Origin of the sequence: Duncaniella dubosii, assembly GCF_004803915.1 — a bacterium.
In the GTDB taxonomy this organism is placed as follows: domain Bacteria; phylum Bacteroidota; class Bacteroidia; order Bacteroidales; family Muribaculaceae; genus Duncaniella; species Duncaniella dubosii.
Map to the genome: position 1 here is coordinate 162,136 of NZ_CP039396.1, position 17,069 is coordinate 179,204.

Sequence of the window (17,069 nt, forward strand, 5' to 3'; positions counted from 1 at the left end):
CTTCACAGCCCGACAGGGGATTAATAATTGTGTATCAAAGCGTTTATTGTAATTACAGCTAAAGCTGAAAAGAGTTTTCAGATGAGTTTCTTCCCTGATTGGGAAAGAGTGACTTTAGAGGATGCCCTGAGCCATCATCGCACGGGCAACCTTCATGAAACCGGCCACGTTAGCTCCACGCACATAGTTGATATATCCGTCGGGCTCTGTGCCATACTTGACACACTGCTTGTGGATTTCGGCCATGATGCCTTTGAGCTTTTCGTCAACCTCTTCGGCACTCCATGAAAGCTTCTGGGAGTTCTGAGCCATTTCCAGACCGGAAACCGACACACCACCCGCATTGGCAGCCTTGCCGGGAGCATAGAGGATGCGCGCTTTCTGGAATTCACGGATTGCATCGGGAGTCGAAGGCATGTTCGCACCTTCACTCACTGCGATACAGCCGTTGGCAATAAGTGCGCGGGCATCATCGCCGTCAATTTCATTCTGTGTTGCAGATGGCATAGCGATGTCGCATGAAACGTGATGCCAAGGACGTTCGCCTTCGAAATACTGACATTTGTATTCCTCAGCAAATTCACGGATACGTCCACGGTATATATTTTTAAGTTTGAAGATATAGTCAAGCTGCTCACGTGAGATTCCGTCTGGCACGTAGATCGATCCGTCGCTGTCGCTCATTGACACCACCTTTGCTCCGAGATCAAGGAGCTTCTGTGCGGTATAGGTCGCAACATTACCTGAACCTGAAATCGCGACACGCTTGCCTTCGATATCGAGACCACGGGTTTTGAGCATCTCAAGGAGGAAGTATACGTTACCGTAGCCGGTTGCTTCGGGACGGATGAGCGAACCACCGAATTCAATACCCTTGCCGGTAAATGTACCTGTGAATTCACGGGCCATCTTCTTGTATTCACCGAACATATATCCGACCTCGCGACCACCGACACCTATGTCACCGGCAGGCACATCGGTATCAGGACCGATCTGACGCCAGAGTTCCTGAATGAATGCCTGACAGAAACGCATCACTTCCATATCGCTCTTGCCTCTGGGCGAGAAGTCGCTGCCACCCTTCGCACCACCCATAGCGAGCGTGGTGAGTGAGTTTTTGAATGTCTGCTCAAACGCAAGGAACTTGAGAATAGACAGGTTTACCGACGAGTGGAAACGGATGCCACCCTTGTAAGGGCCGATGGCATTGTTGTGCTGCACACGGTAACCCATGTTATTGTGAACCTTACCCTTGTCATCAACCCACGAAACACGGAATGCGAAAATACGGTCGGGGATACAAAGACGCTCGACGAGGTTATAACGTTCAAATTCAGGATTTTCATTATAGACATCTTCAATAGAGGTCAAAACCTCTTCCACTGCCTGAATATACTCCGGCTCATTCGGGAAACGACGTTTCAGTTCGTCGATAACTGCTACTGCATTCATACCTTGGAAATTGGAAATATAAATTTTACTATGATTATTATCTAATACCTATTGATTCCACAACAATTTGAAAGCAAAATCAATCTTTTCGCTACAAAGTTATACGTTTTACACGAAAATTCAAATTTTTTGCCACAAATCGGCAATATTTTTTTATTATTAGTAATTTTGCACCACCAATCAGCATCAATTCAGAATAACCTTTATGAAACTTTACAACATCAGCTTTTCCCCGACAGGAACATCAGCTAAAGTCGCGACTGCAATAATACATGGAATCATGGCGAATATTGACTGCCGGACAATCACGCTCGATGCGACACATCAGAGCGTGACATGCGAACCAATCTCAAAAGACGATCTGGCCATAATCTCAGCTCCTGTCTATGGCGGTAAAATGGCATCTTTGGCCAAAGAGCGGATGAAAACACTCACCGCCGACGGCACACCGTGCATACTCGTAGCCGTCTATGGCAACAGGGCTTTTGAAAACGCACTCAACGATATGTCGTTTTTTACAAGCACGCTCGGCTTTGTCACGACAGGAGCTGCCGCCTTTATCGGCGAACACTCCTACTCCACTGCCGCGACACCTATCGCCGTGGGGCGCCCGGACGAGAGCGATCTTGAGTATGCAAAGGCATTCGGACTGGAAATCGCCCGGAAAATCTCACTGAAATCCCTATCGGCAATCGACACAACCGAAATTACCGACGAAGAGTCGCCGGCCGAATCTCTTGCAAACTTCAAGTCATTTGTAGCCGACTATATGCGCAGTCAGAAGGAATCGCCACGCAAACTTGTGCCTGAAGTGAACACGGCAATCTGCAACACGTGTGGAATCTGCCTGTCAGTCTGCCCGACAGAAGCCATAGCAAACGACTGTGCCACTATAGACAGCTCGAAATGTATGTACAACCATCCGCGATAGCATATTGACGAACTCCGAAAGAGAGTTGTATCTTTGTCGACAAAAAGAATCATGGGTTATAACAAGTCTTTGTCCGATGTCTATTCAGAGACATGGACGCGTTACAAGAATCAATGCGAGACAGACGGCTATATCGCATTGAACCGTTTCTGTGCCGGTACCGGCGTCAACGTCCAGCGGCTTTATGAGTGGCTTCGGCGCCGCAAAATCAGCATAAGCGATTATCAACGCAGTCTGCCGGAGAGACCGGATTCGTCGCGGGAAGGTGGCGGGCCGTTATTCCGGGAGGTTAAGGTTCCCGGTATTCAGGTTGCGGATGAGAGCCGGGATGTCGGTGCCACCAGTGTCGTGCGTGACGTGCACATCGAACTCGGTTGGGGCCGAGGCGTGAGTCTGGGAGAGATAAGCGCGGAGGGGCTGGCGCTTCTGGTGGATGTCATGACACGCAGGAGTGATGTGGAGTCTTGAGGCGGATATGCGGCTCTGGGTATGCCGGCAGCCGGTATCGATGCGCTACGGCATCCGGGGTCTGGCCCAGATGGTGTGGTCGTGGAAGGGGCATTCTCCGGCATCGGGCGATGTGTATGTGTTTTTCTCAAAGGACCGCAAGACCATGAAGGCGTTGAAATGGGATGGCGACGGATTTTTGATGTACACAAAAAGACTGTCGCGAGGCCGTTTCCGGGAGGTGCTCAAAAAGGGCGATGACGGCGTGCGCAGGCTCCAATGGGACGATTTCTATATGCTGATGAGGGGCCTCACGCCTGTGAAGGTGATGGTCGAAAATCGCTTCAGAATGGCCGTAAAATAAGGCTTAATAATTTGTTAATCAAATAAATAAATGGCGTGGAAAGTTGCAAATGTCAGATATTTTTTGTAACTTTACACCATGAAAAAGAACGAGTTGATAGAGTTTCTGCAACGTCAGATCGAGTTCCTTCAAGGGCGGCTCGACGAGGCGTTGGCCTCTGTCAGCTCGCTTACTTTATCCAATGAAAAGCTGCAGTCGACCAACGAGAAGCTTGTGGCGACTGTAGATGAACTGCGCAAGCAAATGGCCTCAATGGAGGAGGCTATGAAAGGCAAAAGTGCGGAACTGAGCAAAGAGAAAGCCGCGCGTCAGGCAGTGCAGCGTCTGCAGGGCTCGCCGTCGGAGCGTCAGAAGAAACCGGTGACGACTCCTGCCACATCCGAAACTCGACAGCAGAAGCCAGAGAAGAAACGTACCAACAACGGCGCCAAAAGGAAGACGCATCCGGAGTGTGAGGTGGAGACCATTATAGTGGAGCCTGACAGTCCGGACTTCAATCCCGAGGCGGCGACGTTTATCGGCGAGTGCGATGTCGTGCGCTACGTCATGGAGCCGATGCGCTTCAAAAAAATTATCTACAAGGTCAGAAAATACGTGCAGGACGAGAAAATATACAAAGGTTCCGCACCCGCCACACCGCTGCTTAACTCGCAGTATACATCTTCCTTCATAGCCGGACTCGCCGAGCTACGCTATCTCCACTGCATGCCACTTGAAAATGCTGTCGAATACTTCCGTGCCCACGGCTTCGACCTTGACAAAGGCACCGCACAGAAGCTCGTAAGTAAGGTAAGGGTACATCTGGAAAATCTATACAAGGCGCTGGGTCAGGCAATAGTCGCGGACAATTATATCTGCGGTGACGAGACCTATCAGAAAGTGCGGCTGCAGGTGGCAACTCCTTCGGGAAGAAAGATCAAGAAAGGCTACATATGGGTGTTCGTCGGCATGACAACCGGGCTTGTGTACTTCTTCTATGACGACGGCTCCCGCTCGGCCGAAGTCTTCGAGCAACACATAAAAGGCTTCAACGGAGCCTTCCAGTGCGACTATTACTCGGGATACCGGCATATCGGAATCGGTGGGATGAGCGGGATAAAACGCTTGCCATGCCTGCAGCACATCAAGCGAAAGTTTCTCGATCTGAAAGACAATCCAAAGGCGCAGGAAATAGCAAAGCTCTTCGGACTCCTTTACCACTTCGAGCATCAGCACCGCATAGGCAAAGACGGATGGACGGCGGGAAAGCACCTTGAGTGGAGACAACGATACTCCAAGGTGATGCTCGAGAAAATCCGCATGAGACTGACAGCAGTCAAAGACCGCATCGGCGTGCCACCCGACGACCCGCTGCTCGCCGCCACCGAACATGCACTCAAACAATGGGACGAGATACCACGCATCTTTGCCTCACCCACCTACAGACTCGACAACAACGAAGTCGAGCGAATCAACCGCTACATATCCCTGACCCGTCGCCGACTTACAATCGGCTCCCACTCCGGAGCCGAAGCCGCCGCCCTGTACCACTCTCTTGCGATCACCTGCCACCGCTGCGGAGTCAACGTCTTCGACTACTTCTGCGACATAATCGACCGATGTGCCGCATGGCCGCCAAACACCCCGATCGAAAAATACCGCGACCTGCTTCCCGACCGCTGGAAACTCTCACAAAAATAGCCGCCCAAAACCTGGACGGCTATTTTTTTAAGCTATACCTGCTGTCGCGGACGGTTGTACAAATGTATAAAATGCTGCGCATGCGTGAAGTCGTGTCCTGAAGGTGCGCGCTCACTCTCGTCGCCATTCGCCCCGGTGCTGTCTGCAAACTTCAGCCTCCGAAAATCACCTATCATGAAAGTATAATCTGAAACGATTCAGAGCGTGACGGAAATTTCCACTCCCGGCACGCTCTGAACAGTATGAATTTACGGGCGTAGCACCGCCATATAGGATATAAGCAATCATAAACTTACGCCTTACTCAGTTCACTCAAGGATTATATCGCCAAACGATTCCGGACGCAGAAAGTCAGGTTTTTTTGACTTGACAGGCGACCAGCTGAGAAAATGAGGCTGTGAAGTTCCCGAAGCACATTTGAAAAAATTTCCTTTCAACTTCAACGGGCAACCGTTGTATTCTGCACCTATAAGCTTCAGCGGGACAGCCACAAGAATATCCCATGTGAACAGCCCCTCGATCTCGCGGAACGGTCTGCGCCCACATGACGGGAGCAAGGATATGCTCGCTATTTCCTCGTCGGTAAATATTTCGGAATCACCTGATCCAAACTGTCTTACAGCCTTGACAGTGCCTATACAGTTGAATTCAAAACGAGAATAATCCTGAGAATCAAAAGGCTGCACGTAGAACATCACGCATGAATCCTCATAGACAGGTGAATTGTTTTCATAGTTCACCGCACGGAGATAATTGCAGCGCACAAAAAAGTTCACATATATGTATCTGGCCGAATGCGCGATTGTAAATGTGGTCAGAGGATGATATGGATATTGTTCCTTCCAGTTCAGTTCGCCGATGCTGTGGCGCACGCCCGTCGATTCGAGACGATTGAAAATAGCGTCCGTATTCAGGAAATCGAGGTCTGCAATGAAAGGCACATTTAGTGTCTGTGGCATGGAGAAATAGTATAGATGATTTGATGTTAGTTATTCAAAAAACAGATCCATGATACCAGTCACGAATCCTACCGCGCCCATTATCATGATCACGCCCGCAAGAATGCGGTTAAGAAGCCACATCGAACGGATGTTGAAATGGCGTCTCACCTTGTTGACAAAATATGTCACTCCGAACCACCAGAGGACAGCTCCAAGAAAGATGGAGATATATCCGCAACATAGTGATAGGCCATGAACTCAGGCGCGAGGAAATTGAAGCGCGCGAAAAGTCCTATTATAAAGAACAGAATGAGCGGATTGGAAAAGGTGAACAGGAATCCTGTTCCGAAATCCTTCCAATAGCTGCTTGGCTGCATCGCCGAAGGCTGAAGCGCCCTCGATGGATTTGACATGAAAAGATAGGCGGCATAGACTATCAGCACTACCGACCCGATAATCTGAAGCTCACTCTGGTTAGACTGGATAAAGTCTGTCACAAACGACAAGCCAAGTCCTGTCAGCAGACAGTAGGCCAGATCACTCACTCCAGCTCCTACACCGGTAAAAAACGCAGGCCAACGCCCTCGGTTAAGCGTCCGCTGTATACACAGCATGCCGATCGGTCCCATAGGGGCTGACACAAGGATGCCGATAAGCAATCCGCGAAACATTATGACAGGTAGGTGTATCACAATCTGCAAAATTACAAAAACACTTCGATGCCACAAAATTTCTCAGTCACGAAACACGAAACCAAGCATGAATGAATCAAAAAAACAATCGGCAGGAGACATGGAGGAATGAAAACGTCCCGGAGACATCAAGGGTGACTCCGGGACGGCCAAATGTGTATTGTGGCGGATTTTGACTATAGTCTTTAAATCCGCAAATCGTTTTCAGTTCATGAATTTACCGGAGTCGCTTCCTTTGCGGGAGTTGCAGCAGGTGAGGCAGGTTGGGCAGCAGGCGTTACTACAGGTGAGACGCCAGCAGGAACTTAAGCAGGGTTGGTTGCGGTTGTCGTAGTCGTGTCGGCAGGAAGCGCCTGAGGTTGATATTCGGGTGTCCCGTCAAGAATAAAGGCAGGGACTCCGGGCACCTGTCTGACAGGACTGACAGTAACATCAACCGACTTTTTGTTTGACTTCGGCTCAGGCTTTTCGGATTCAGGACTGGAACTCGTTTCTCATTGCTCTTAAGCGGCAGTGTATAACAGTCAAGGAAAAGACCGGCCAATCAGGGAAAACAAACCTGTATTACTGCTCAGGCAGACATGAATTCTGGTACAGGAAACTCGACCCCTTTTTCAGCCGCGAGAATCTTGAATTGAAATTCAAGGCTCGTCGAGAGAAACAGCAAGCGGTAACGCCCGACCCCAAAAGCATTCAGCAACCTATCCGTGAATCGGCATCAAAGCGAGTACAGCAAAAGTCCCAGACCACACGTCCATCTGTTGCACCAAAGCGACAGGAGCAACCGAAACCGATTGTTATACCTCCATTGCCGGATGGGTATATGGGAGCGCGGATTGCTCCACACGAACTCGCCCGCTATCAGAAGGGTGATGCCGTTTGCGCCTACATCTGCAATACCGATGAAATTGTCGGCAAGCATTACTGGATATGGTATGATTTCAAGACAGCCCAGCCTCGATGTGAGCCTACACCGCCACCCGCAGACCGTTATATTCCTGAATCTTTCAAGCAGCAGATGACAGTCACACAGACAACCTCCGTCAACAACTCACAAAGAGCCGGAATCACATTGGCATCTCCGTCTTTCGGAGGAGCACCGATTCATGACGAAGGCTTTGCACATGGTCCAGCACTAACCGATGATTTCAAATTGTGGTTAAGCCGCCATCCCGGACTTACTATTGAAGAGGCTCTCCACCGCTATCGCGAAGAGCAGAAGACAAAACAACGCCTCCAAGGTCCCAAGATACACTAACATAAACTGCTACCGAGAGAAACATTAGCCTCCCTCGGTGGCGTTCTGCCTATGTACATTCATTAAATTTAAGTAATGTGCTATCCGATATTTTTGACTGCAAAATTTTCATCAATTCCTCTAATCCTAAATTTGCACTAGCTTGTAATCCTAATAATTTCGATATGCCGATACTGTCAGTACTATGCCGACTTTTTAAGAATAATTTAAATGAATTCTCCTTCGTCAACACACCATAAGAATGAATATGCATAGAATCTCCAATAGAGGCAACATAATGAATATGAGAAAACGAGAATTCATTCTTGATATATTCTAATAAGCAATCTTGAACAACTAAAACCAAATGTTTATTAATTGACTGGAATGTCTCAACTTTATGGTGTAGTTGAACAAGAATTGTTTTGGCTGTCATTTTCCAATTTATTCCAAATGACTTTATTTTTTTAGGCTCGCATGTGTTTATGCCAAGCTGGTATAATGCATTTTCTCGTTCAGTCCACACGGATCCCGTTGTATCCATGGTTTGGAGTTCAATCCCAACAAAGTCTTTAATATTCCGATTAGAGTCCGTAGACACCAAGAAATAATCAACATTACCTCCTGGAATAGAAACCTCTGGAACAATATGCAACTCATTGCCCGGCTCATGAGTGCTTAACAAGTGAATGCAATCAAAGAAAATTTGATTGTTCTGTAAAAGTCGATGTGGACATATAACAATATTGTTATAGTCTTTACCGACTTTTACTATACAGGTTCCAATCGATATCGATGGCTCGCTCTTACGAACTTTAAAACATCTCTTTTGCGTATATTTACAAAATTGGTTTTGTACGATTGACTCCCAATCCAGTTTATAGTTGGTTACAGGAAATGTAAACAACTCTGAAATGCGTGACATAATCTATCTTTTGCCAAATTTACGTATTCTTCTGATAAATCAATTCCAATTGACTTTCTATTTAGTTGTCTTGCGACTTTCATTGTAGTCCCTGTCCCGCAAAAGGGATCCAGCACTATCCCATTGTCAGGACACGTTGACTTAATGGGGATTATACATAAATCTTCTGGATAAGGAGCAAAATGAAGTTTCCTCTTCTGAGAATCTTCGGGTAAAATTTCCCAAACATCAGTTGGTAAAGTGCCATTAGGATTATAAAACAAGAAATAATACCCTTTTTCTTTTAGTTCTTTTGCCCTTCCGGATAGTTTGATAGAGTCCGAATGGGTAGTTCTCTGCTCATTCCTAATTATCATTCTGAAATCCGAAACTTCTCCAGTCTTAACTTTATTCAAGACTATCTCAAGAGCGACTAAGGCATTCTTTTTTTCTTCAGGTGTAAGATTTGTAGATAATTCAATTTTTCTTTTATATGAGACACCTGTAACTCCTGTGGCAGATATCACTGTTCCATTGCGAACTATCGCTTTTCTTGGCGTTGAACGCACAGAGTCAGAATCGAAATAATATTTTTCTTGTTTAACAAAAAAGAAAAAATCTTCATAAATAGATCCAAACCGATCTTTCTGAGGATTTAATGCGCCTTTTTGCTTGTTCCATATTATATTATTTCTTAGAATCCATCCATAATCAATCATTCTAATTGCGATTCTCCATGGTATACATTGGAGCGATTTATTTACATATGAATCACCTATATTTAGCCAAAAAGAACCTGTCGGCTTCAGTACCCTATGAATCTCTGCTATGATAGCAAACAAATTATCTATAAACGATTCCGGCGAGTCCTCCAACCCGATACCTCCATTTTCATACTGTCTCTTTTGCCAATATGGAGGACTTGTGATACAACAGTCAACAGATTCTGCTGGAAACTGCTTTAATATGTTCAAAGCGTTTCCAACTAGAAACATAGGATTGATATCTTGATTAACCAAATACTCTGTTATCCCGTACATTATTCAAAAGATTTAATTGAACAATATGCTTTGATCCCCATTTTTGATATTGTTGTTAGCAATAAGGCTACAGAAGGAACAAGCAGTACAGGGCTAAGACCGATCAAAGGACCAATCCATGTTGATATAGCTGTAATACCAGCAAGTCCAATCGTCTTACTAGTACCTACAAATTTCTCTCTTTCAATTTCATAATCTTGATGTCCACATAACAACTTGTCAAATTCATACCTGAATCTTGACCAATAGTCATTTTGCTGTTTATCATCTTGTGTTACCCCTCCAAAAGTAGATGTCTGACAAGGTCCTTTCGCAAGCAACCATTTCTCGGCTGCTCCTTCGATGCCATATTTTTCAACAAGCTTCTCTACTATTCTTCTCTGATATGGTTTAAGAATTGAATAGCAATCCTCGAGTGTTATATTTTCAATTTCTAAAGTCATAACATTTCTGAGATATATGAAGCAGATATACAATAGGAATCCTGATTCAATTCATGAGGATTAATGCCAGCTATAATTACGCCGCAAGAAGGAGCATAGGTGCCAATCAGCATGCCAACAATGTTGCCTGTCCTAAGGCTTAATACTAATGAACCAGATTGCCCTGGACGTGTCTGCATGTTTAGTGTCGCATACTTAGACTTAACACCGGAGGTCTCTAAAAGCATTTTAGCTCCAATTTCAGCTTCTCGATATGTAAGCACTCTCCTACCCATTACGCAATGGGGAAAGCCAAACATTCCTATTTTTTCACCGACTCTTACGTTGTCGAGACTGTCCAATTTGGGCAATATACCATCAAATTCCAAGCCCACACCTTGTAGTATACATATATCTGTTACCGGATTTATGTCTTCCACAATGGCTTGAATCGGTCGACAGCGATTGTCTGCAACATCTTGATAAGCATTCATATCTGAAATATGTGGCATAAGAATGCACAGCCCTTCAGTAATATTACCAACAACATGTCTTGCTGTAGCTATTTTACCATTGTTAGTAACAAGGAATCCCGTTCCTAACATATCTATTCCATTTGGGGTTATATGCCCAACGATAAGAGTATTCTGAGTGAAGTTCATTACAATCTTTAATATATTGCAAAGTTAAGAAAATTTTCTGAGATCTTAACCATTAGATGTGGTGACCCAGTGAAATTTTGACGAAGGTCACCACATTTGACTCGGTCGAGCCTCGTCGAGCTAAAGGTTTTATCGCTGTGATATGATTAAAGTCTGTTAAAATTTGGAATTGCGAGGCGGTGGTGTGGGGTTGAATGAAGTTGAATGGATTTGGATGAATTTGAAATATATGCTGAATATCAGCGTATTAAGTCGTCACAAAAAAAGATATACGCCTGTGCTGACACGCATAACAAACAATGTTATAGTGCGTTAGCGTGGGCGTGGTGACTTTTGTGGTGCCCAGCAGAACTTGAGCAGGATTGGTTGCGGTTGTCGTAGTCGTGTCGGCAGGAAGCGCCTGAGGTTGATATTCGGGTGTCCCGTCAAGAATAAAGGCAGGGACTCCGGGCACCTGTCTGACAGGACTGACAGTAACATCAACCGACTTTTTGTTTGACTTCGGCTCAGGCTTTTCGAAAAGCATCTCGAAGGGGTATTCTATCGAAGGACAGCCGACTTCAGTGATACGCACGACAAAAGCAAGTTTCTCGCGGTCGATGCCACCGATACGGAAGCCGTAATGGTTCTCGGTAATCTTGTTGAGCGGGATAGCATTAGCCTCGTTGGTGATAAGCTCGACGGTCTTGAAATAGTTGGTCTCGTCGTTGCGGGCCACATCTGTCTTCACAAGATCAAATTCAACGCTGATTGTGTCGTTTGGCGCAAGTGTGAATCTGTTGTTCGACAGAGCTACTTCATAATACTTCACATACCACTGTGGAATCTGCACCTTATAGTCTATCGATGTAAAGCCGTTATATTTCAGCGCATACGTATATTCCTGAGTCGAAAGAGTGTCGGTCAGATGTGGAGGTATCGACAGCCGGCAATCATAGGTCAGGGTGTTGCGCTCGATGTTGTCATTTTCGTGACGGCTCTCAATCTGAATCTCACAATCGTCTGATTTGGAAACAATAGTGGCGTTGTTACACTTGATATAGGATGGCATCGAGGCAGCAAGCTTGGCCGTATAATAACGATGATTGAATCCGATATGCTCGTTGTTGTTGAGACGGAGTTTGATCTGGTTGTCGGTATCGAGATGGATGATACCCCATTTGTCCTGAGGTTTTACCGCAGCAAACTGGCCTCCGAGAGGAATCACCTCGGCAAACTGCTGTGGGAGCACAACTTCACCTTTATATTTCACCCCGACCGAACCGTTTTCGCCGAAAGCGGAAAGGTCGTTCGGTTTATCGACTGTCTCTACTTTAGGTGCATTATAGACAAAGAGGTTGACACCTGCATTCTCTATTTTGTCGAGCTGCACCTGTTTGTTAAAGTAGAAATAGCCTGTTTTCGACCGAAGCAGATAGCCGCCTTCAACCGGATCAAGAGTGCTGTTCTTTTCAAACTGCACTATCGTCTTTTTGCTTGCGAGACTATCGGAGGCTACAGGGATAGAAGTCAGTGAATCAGTAAGGATGTAGGCTTTACGTTTGTAGACATACATGGCTCTCCCGTCGCGGAACGACGATATAAACGCCAAGTCATCCTTTTTCAATTCATCCTTCTTGTCATACTCCCTTATATGTACAAGGGTCTGGTTTCTGTTGATATAGGCATTATAGGTGTCTTCGGGTTTCTTTTCGACATCCTCATAGCATACCACTGCCGCATAACCGCCGGAATATGGCCTGAGACCTGCAAACGGGCCTGCGACTGAATTTCCGTCGGCGTCAAGGAAATAGTAGTGAGTACCCTTTTTCACGGTCAGGAATCCTTCGGAGAAAAATTCCATGTCAGGCACGAGAATATAGTTGGGATCAACCTCTACTTTTTTCCCTTCGGGATTTACAAAACCGACGAATTTAGATTCATTGAAAAGCAACGCCTGCCCGGAGTTAAAAGCGCCGATGCTGTCGTAGGCAACAGGAAGTAACTGAGCCCCTTCGCTGTCAAGCAGACCATGTTTGCCATTCTGGCTCACTTCCACCAGTCCGTTGTCACGCAGACGGATGGAGTCATACTCGGGCATAACCTTCCAGTTTGCAATCTGAGCACTCGACGTCACTGCCGTCGTCAGGAACAGAGCGGTTAGGATGTCGAATTTTTTCATTTTTATAACTTTATGTGTAAATTTTGTTTTTCGTTGAACGCGTGAGCCCTCTTTAATGTGAGAACTAAAGGTCTATACATATTATAATGTTCGTAGTCAACTATTTGTTTTCAGGGTAGTCAAATTTCTTGCGATAGAACATAAAGTCACGTCCGAGGTATTTTTCGCGGACAGTAGGATTTTCGGCAAGCTCCTCTGATGTGCCTTGGAAAAGAATCTTGCCTTCAAACAGCAGATAAGCGCGGTCGGTGATTCGAAGCGTCTCCTGCGCATTGTGGTCAGTGATAAGGATGCCGATGTTTTTCTCCTTGAGATGATAGACCACAGACTGGATATCCTCGACTGCAATGGGGTCGACACCGGCAAAAGGTTCGTCGAGCATTATGAACTTAGGGTCTATGGCCAGACAGCGGGCAATCTCCGTGCGTCGGCGCTCGCCACCCGACAACTGGTCGCCGAGATTGTGGCGCACTTTTTCAAGGCTGAACTCCGCGATAAGGCTTTCAAGCTTGTCGCGCTGATATTCTGCCGAGGTATTGGTCATCTGAAGGACTGCCTTGATATTGTTCTCGACAGAGAGTTTACGGAATACGCTCGGCTCTTGGGCAAGATAGCCGATGCCATTCTGGGCACGCTTATAGACGGGGTATTTCGTGATGTTTAGGTCATTGAGGAATATCTGTCCTTCGTTAGGGGTGATAAGCCCCACGGTCATATAGAAAGTCGTGGTCTTCCCGGCGCCGTTAGGGCCGAGGAGACCGACGATTTCACCTTGTGTAACGTTAATCGATACGTGGTTGGCCACGGTTCGCTTGCCGTACTTCTTGACAAGATTGTCGGTGCGGAGCACCATTTTGTCAGGAGTGCCGACAGGATAATCGCGCACAGGCTCCGAGTGGGCTGTTTCTTGTTGCTTTTCTTCCATAAATGGGACTTGGCTTAGAGACTGTGGATGTTTTTAAAGACTGTTAAACATTTTATTGTACCCGGCGCAGACGCGACTCTATATAGTCGGTCAGCAGCTGTATGGCAACAACATTGCTTCCACCTTGAGGCACAATCAGATCCGCATAGCGTTTGGACGGCTCGATATACATTTCGTGCATCGGCTTCAGAACATCCTGATAGCGGTTGAGAACCATTATCGGCGTGCGGCCACGCTCCACACAGTCTCTTGCAATGACACGGATGAGACGCTCGTCGGCATCGGCATCGACAAACACCTTCACGTCCATCATCTCACGCAAAACGGGGTCGGTCAACACAAGAATGCCTTCGACAATCACCACCTCGCGCGGAGCTACAGTCACCGTTTCCTCCTGACGGGTACAAGTCAGATAGGAATAAGTCGGCATTTCGATGTCGCGTCCCTCCTTAAGCTGACGGATGTGTTCGACCAGCAGACTCCACTCGATGGCCGCCGGTTCGTCAAAATTTATCTTACTGCGCTCCTCAACGGGGACATGACTGGAATCCTTGTAATAGGAATCCTGCGGTAGCACCGCAACCTCTCCGGCAGGGAGACTGTTGATAATCTTGTTGACGACGGTGGTCTTTCCTGAGCCGGTCCCACCGGCTATGCCTATTATTAACATATATAATTAATCTATTTTCTGCAAAGTTAACAGCCTTAGCGCGATTATCCAAATCGAGCCATGAAAAAATTTGTCATCCGATGGTGTCGATGCACCTGAATTTTATTGTCGGACAGGTCTAAAACACGCTCTTGATTATAACGCTGTTGGCCCTGTCGACCACTGATGTGTCAAGCGATGCGAGATAAATACGTGTGGTCGATTCGGAAGCATGTCCCATTCCGGCACTTATGACCGAAATCGGGATGTTTTTAGTCTGGGCTATTGAAGCCCACGAATGGCGGGCGCAATAGAGAGTGATGGCCGACCGGCTTCCGATCATTACTGAAATCTGTTTCAGACTCCGGTTGATCCTATAAGATACGTTACGGTAGGCCGCATAGGAATCAGAGCCGCCGCTACGGAAGACAGGCAGCAGATATGGACTTGTGGCAGAGGGATATTTGTCGACTATAGACTGCATCTCATGAGTCCATGCGACACATAGTTTCTGTCCGGTTTTACGGCGGCGATAAGCCACATAACCGTCACGAAGATCGGACTTGCGAAGATAGGCCATGTCGATCAGACTCATACCGCGCATATAGAAACTCAGCATGAAAATATCGCGTGCATATTCAAGATGTGGCGTTGATGCGAGCGACAGACGGCTGATACGACGTATGTCGACCAGAGGAAGGGCACGTTTGCGTGTGTGGTCAACCCCGGTATAGACCTTTCGGAACGGTGATTTCTGCTCTATTCCACCACGCTCGACCGCACGGTTGTAGACGGCGCGGAGTATACGCATATAAAATGATGTGGTGTTGGGTGTCAGCCCCCGGTCACGCAGATAATCCTCATAACCAATCACCACTTCCTGCGTAAGCGCGTCGAGCATAATGTCACGCCCTCCGCGAAAGCGGCTGAAACTCCTGAGCGCGGCCACATAAGTCTCCGCCGTCCGCATGCGACGGCGATGTCGCAGCAAAGATATCTGGGAGGTCATGAACGAAAACAGCGAGTAGTCAAGCATGAAAATCCTGTAAGCGTCAAATATCTCATCGACCGTATAGTCAGGCGACGACGCTTCAAGAACGGTGATAATTCTTTTAATCCGTGACAGATCAAGCATAATTGTCTCCCGGCAGGCGGCAACCGTCGCAAAACGTGAAGGGTCGTCGGGAATCACCGGGCGTTCACGCCGTCTGTCCCATTCGTCAGGGAGCAGACCATATCCTGTATTTATTGTCCTTGTACGAGACTTATGTGTTATCTGGATTGAAATACGGCCTTCAGCCTGATTGTCTGATGCGCCTTTAGATTGCTGATATCTGAGTCTTATTGAAGCCATGATTTCTATAGATTTTTTTGCCCCAAGTTACTAACAACTTCACATTATTAATGCGCATGAATCATGTCAATCCCTATCCCGACTGCATGCCGGGCGTTTGTTTATCCTGATACAAATCGCTACCTTTGCGAAGGTAAGCAAACTTCATGACAATAATTTTGTCATGACAATTTTACGGAATATGACTTTTTATGAAGCCTATCCACCAAATGAAAAAGTCCAATCTTCCTCCATTTTCCACACCGCTCTCATGCTTTACAAACTTACACGACACTCACTCCTGCTGATATTCCTCCTGTCATCATCGGTCAGACTCTATGCTTCATCCCCTGCCGACTCAACGGCAACCGAGACGCGTAACGCCTTGGAAATATCCGTTTCGGCGGCATCATCACTTGTCGTCAACGCAGCTCTTACAGAACTGGTGAAACGGTCGGTTGACAGGACACGTCCCAACGGTGAGGACAACCATTCCTTTCCTTCGCGCCATACATCGTGGGCATTCACAGCATCGACAATAGTGTCAAACGAGCTTTACAGCCATTCTCCGTGGTGGGCTGTCGGCGCACAGGCCGCGGCATCGGCCGTGGGCTTCCAACGAGTGGTAACGCGCCATCACTACGGTTCGGATGTCATTGCCGGAGCAGGACTTGGCATTGTCTCCACGCAATTCTCCTACTGGCTTTGCAACCGGCTGTTAAACCCAAAAGATAAAATGACATTGCCTTCATCCGATAATGATTTCAGACCATCAATCGCAATGACAAGTGAAGCGGTCTTCAACATCGGTTCTGATATTGCCACCGCATTCGGGGTATCGCTCAAAGGCCAGCTGCCACTCACCCAACGCTGGGGACTTGCAATGACACTTCGGGGAATCACAGCGCCGGTCATCGTCAACGACACATATATAAATCCCATCAACGCCTATGGCGCATCAGTGGGTGGTGTCGGCCATTTTCGACTGCCGGTCAAAGCATTGGCAATAGAGACATCGCTTTATGCCGGCTTCATGCGCCTTCTGCCGACCAAGGGATGGTCACACAACAGCTATGGATTTGAAGGCGACATCGAAACTGCGCTAAACTGGCGTCTGACTCCGTCATTCGCCTTTGCAGCGAGGCTCGGTTATCGGGTAATGACCACACCGTCAGCTGTCTCAGCAATAACATTCGGTCTAAGCTCTATCGCAGTATTCTGACCAAATC

General features: G+C 47.0%; 17 protein-coding genes and 1 pseudogene. 7 read left to right on the forward strand and 11 right to left on the reverse strand.

Annotated features, from left to right (window positions below):
• Positions 1–114 precede the first annotated feature (114 nt).
• Positions 115–1,452: an NADP-specific glutamate dehydrogenase gene (locus tag E7747_RS00600; RefSeq protein ID WP_136413416.1), complete on the reverse strand. Its 1,338-nt coding sequence runs from the start codon at positions 1,450–1,452 to the stop codon at positions 115–117.
• Positions 1,453–1,657: 205 nt separating this feature from the next.
• On the opposite strand from E7747_RS00600, the gene E7747_RS00605 reads away from it, so the two are divergent.
• The 5 genes from E7747_RS00605 (at position 1,658) to E7747_RS00625 (ending at position 5,060) form a co-directional block, all read left to right on the forward strand.
• Entirely contained in the window at positions 1,658–2,383 is a 726-nt protein-coding gene (locus tag E7747_RS00605) for a 4Fe-4S binding protein (protein WP_136413417.1), read from the forward strand.
• Positions 2,384–2,434: 51 nt separating this feature from the next.
• Positions 2,435–2,851 (forward strand): hypothetical protein, encoded by a 417-nt coding sequence (locus tag E7747_RS00610; RefSeq protein ID WP_136413419.1) that lies wholly within the window; start codon positions 2,435–2,437, stop codon positions 2,849–2,851.
• Positions 2,838–3,194 carry an IS66 family insertion sequence element accessory protein TnpB gene (gene tnpB / locus E7747_RS00615; RefSeq protein ID WP_136413421.1) on the forward strand — a complete coding sequence of 119 codons (357 nt, stop codon included), beginning with the start codon at positions 2,838–2,840 and terminating at the stop codon, positions 3,192–3,194. The genes E7747_RS00610 and tnpB overlap by 14 nt, the downstream gene beginning before the upstream one ends.
• A 78-nt stretch (positions 3,195–3,272) precedes the next feature.
• A complete protein-coding gene (gene tnpC / locus E7747_RS00620) occupies positions 3,273–4,874 on the forward strand; it encodes an IS66 family transposase (protein WP_136413423.1) in 1,602 nt (533 codons plus the stop codon).
• Between the two features lie 54 nt (positions 4,875–4,928).
• Entirely contained in the window at positions 4,929–5,060 is a 132-nt protein-coding gene (locus E7747_RS00625) for a 4Fe-4S binding protein (RefSeq protein ID WP_228449216.1), read from the forward strand.
• Between the two features lie 122 nt (positions 5,061–5,182).
• On the opposite strand, the gene E7747_RS00630 is transcribed toward E7747_RS00625, so the two are convergent.
• Both E7747_RS00630 and E7747_RS00635 read right to left on the reverse strand, forming a co-directional pair.
• Positions 5,183–5,833, reverse strand: a complete 651-nt coding sequence (locus E7747_RS00630) for a carbohydrate-binding family 9-like protein (RefSeq protein WP_136413425.1) — start codon at positions 5,831–5,833, stop codon at positions 5,183–5,185.
• A gap of 30 nt (positions 5,834–5,863) precedes the next feature.
• Positions 5,864–6,486: pseudogene (locus E7747_RS00635) on the reverse strand (LysE family translocator).
• A gap of 469 nt (positions 6,487–6,955) precedes the next feature.
• On the opposite strand from E7747_RS00635, the gene E7747_RS00640 reads away from it, so the two are divergent.
• Complete coding sequence (locus E7747_RS00640) at positions 6,956–7,765, forward strand: hypothetical protein (RefSeq protein WP_136413427.1); 810 nt, start codon at positions 6,956–6,958, stop codon at positions 7,763–7,765.
• Positions 7,766–7,814: 49 nt separating this feature from the next.
• Here E7747_RS00640 and E7747_RS00645 read toward each other — a convergent pair whose 3' ends face one another.
• The 8 genes from E7747_RS00645 to E7747_RS00680 all read right to left on the reverse strand — a co-directional run bounded on the left by E7747_RS00645 (position 7,815) and on the right by E7747_RS00680 (position 15,861).
• Complete coding sequence (locus tag E7747_RS00645; protein ID WP_136413428.1) at positions 7,815–8,669, reverse strand: NotI family restriction endonuclease; 855 nt, start codon at positions 8,667–8,669, stop codon at positions 7,815–7,817.
• Entirely contained in the window at positions 8,633–9,688 is a 1,056-nt protein-coding gene (locus E7747_RS00650; protein WP_136413430.1) for a DNA-methyltransferase, read from the reverse strand. Before E7747_RS00650 ends, E7747_RS00645 begins: the two co-directional genes overlap by 37 nt.
• On the reverse strand, positions 9,688–10,131 hold the full coding sequence (locus tag E7747_RS00655; RefSeq protein WP_136413432.1) for a hypothetical protein: 444 nt from the start codon (positions 10,129–10,131) through the stop codon (positions 9,688–9,690). Before E7747_RS00655 ends, E7747_RS00650 begins: the two co-directional genes overlap by 1 nt.
• Positions 10,128–10,772 (reverse strand): S1 family peptidase, encoded by a 645-nt coding sequence (locus E7747_RS00660; RefSeq protein WP_228449219.1) that lies wholly within the window; start codon positions 10,770–10,772, stop codon positions 10,128–10,130. The genes E7747_RS00655 and E7747_RS00660 overlap by 4 nt, the downstream gene beginning before the upstream one ends.
• A gap of 247 nt (positions 10,773–11,019) precedes the next feature.
• Positions 11,020–12,933 carry a WG repeat-containing protein gene (locus E7747_RS00665; protein ID WP_136413434.1) on the reverse strand — a complete coding sequence of 638 codons (1,914 nt, stop codon included), beginning with the start codon at positions 12,931–12,933 and terminating at the stop codon, positions 11,020–11,022.
• Positions 12,934–13,033: 100 nt separating this feature from the next.
• Positions 13,034–13,786 (reverse strand): LPS export ABC transporter ATP-binding protein, encoded by a 753-nt coding sequence (gene lptB / locus E7747_RS00670; protein WP_228449346.1) that lies wholly within the window; start codon positions 13,784–13,786, stop codon positions 13,034–13,036.
• 124 nt (positions 13,787–13,910) lie between these two features.
• A complete protein-coding gene (udk, locus tag E7747_RS00675) occupies positions 13,911–14,528 on the reverse strand; it encodes a uridine kinase (RefSeq protein ID WP_123613172.1) in 618 nt (205 codons plus the stop codon).
• 118 nt (positions 14,529–14,646) lie between these two features.
• The gene (locus E7747_RS00680; RefSeq protein WP_136413436.1) at positions 14,647–15,861 is read right to left on the reverse strand and encodes a tyrosine-type recombinase/integrase; all 1,215 of its coding nucleotides are present in this window, start codon (positions 15,859–15,861) and stop codon (positions 14,647–14,649) included.
• Between the two features lie 250 nt (positions 15,862–16,111).
• On the opposite strand from E7747_RS00680, the gene E7747_RS00685 reads away from it, so the two are divergent.
• A complete protein-coding gene (locus tag E7747_RS00685) occupies positions 16,112–17,062 on the forward strand; it encodes a phosphatase PAP2 family protein (protein WP_168185173.1) in 951 nt (316 codons plus the stop codon).
• Positions 17,063–17,069: the final 7 nt, after the last annotated feature.

Bases quoted from the DNA above. Each gene is read 5' to 3' on its own strand.
- E7747_RS00685 (WP_168185173.1), top strand. From the start codon at position 16,112: ATGCTTTACAAACTTACACGACACTCACTCCTGCTGATATTCCTCCTG.
- E7747_RS00665 (WP_136413434.1), bottom strand. From the start codon at position 12,933: ATGAAAAAATTCGACATCCTAACCGCTCTGTTCCTGACGACGGCAGTG.
- E7747_RS00680 (WP_136413436.1), bottom strand. From the start codon at position 15,861: ATGGCTTCAATAAGACTCAGATATCAGCAATCTAAAGGCGCATCAGAC.
- E7747_RS00645 (WP_136413428.1), bottom strand. From the start codon at position 8,669: ATGTCACGCATTTCAGAGTTGTTTACATTTCCTGTAACCAACTATAAA.
- udk (WP_123613172.1), bottom strand. From the start codon at position 14,528: ATGTTAATAATAGGCATAGCCGGTGGGACCGGCTCAGGAAAGACCACC.
- tnpB (WP_136413421.1), top strand. From the start codon at position 2,838: ATGTGGAGTCTTGAGGCGGATATGCGGCTCTGGGTATGCCGGCAGCCG.
- E7747_RS00660 (WP_228449219.1), bottom strand. From the start codon at position 10,772: ATGAACTTCACTCAGAATACTCTTATCGTTGGGCATATAACCCCAAAT.
- E7747_RS00655 (WP_136413432.1), bottom strand. From the start codon at position 10,131: ATGACTTTAGAAATTGAAAATATAACACTCGAGGATTGCTATTCAATT.
- E7747_RS00630 (WP_136413425.1), bottom strand. From the start codon at position 5,833: ATGCCACAGACACTAAATGTGCCTTTCATTGCAGACCTCGATTTCCTG.
- E7747_RS00650 (WP_136413430.1), bottom strand. From the start codon at position 9,688: ATGTACGGGATAACAGAGTATTTGGTTAATCAAGATATCAATCCTATG.
- lptB (WP_228449346.1), bottom strand. From the start codon at position 13,786: ATGGTGCTCCGCACCGACAATCTTGTCAAGAAGTACGGCAAGCGAACC.
- tnpC (WP_136413423.1), top strand. From the start codon at position 3,273: ATGAAAAAGAACGAGTTGATAGAGTTTCTGCAACGTCAGATCGAGTTC.
- E7747_RS00610 (WP_136413419.1), top strand. From the start codon at position 2,435: ATGGGTTATAACAAGTCTTTGTCCGATGTCTATTCAGAGACATGGACG.
- E7747_RS00605 (WP_136413417.1), top strand. From the start codon at position 1,658: ATGAAACTTTACAACATCAGCTTTTCCCCGACAGGAACATCAGCTAAA.
- E7747_RS00600 (WP_136413416.1), bottom strand. From the start codon at position 1,452: ATGAATGCAGTAGCAGTTATCGACGAACTGAAACGTCGTTTCCCGAAT.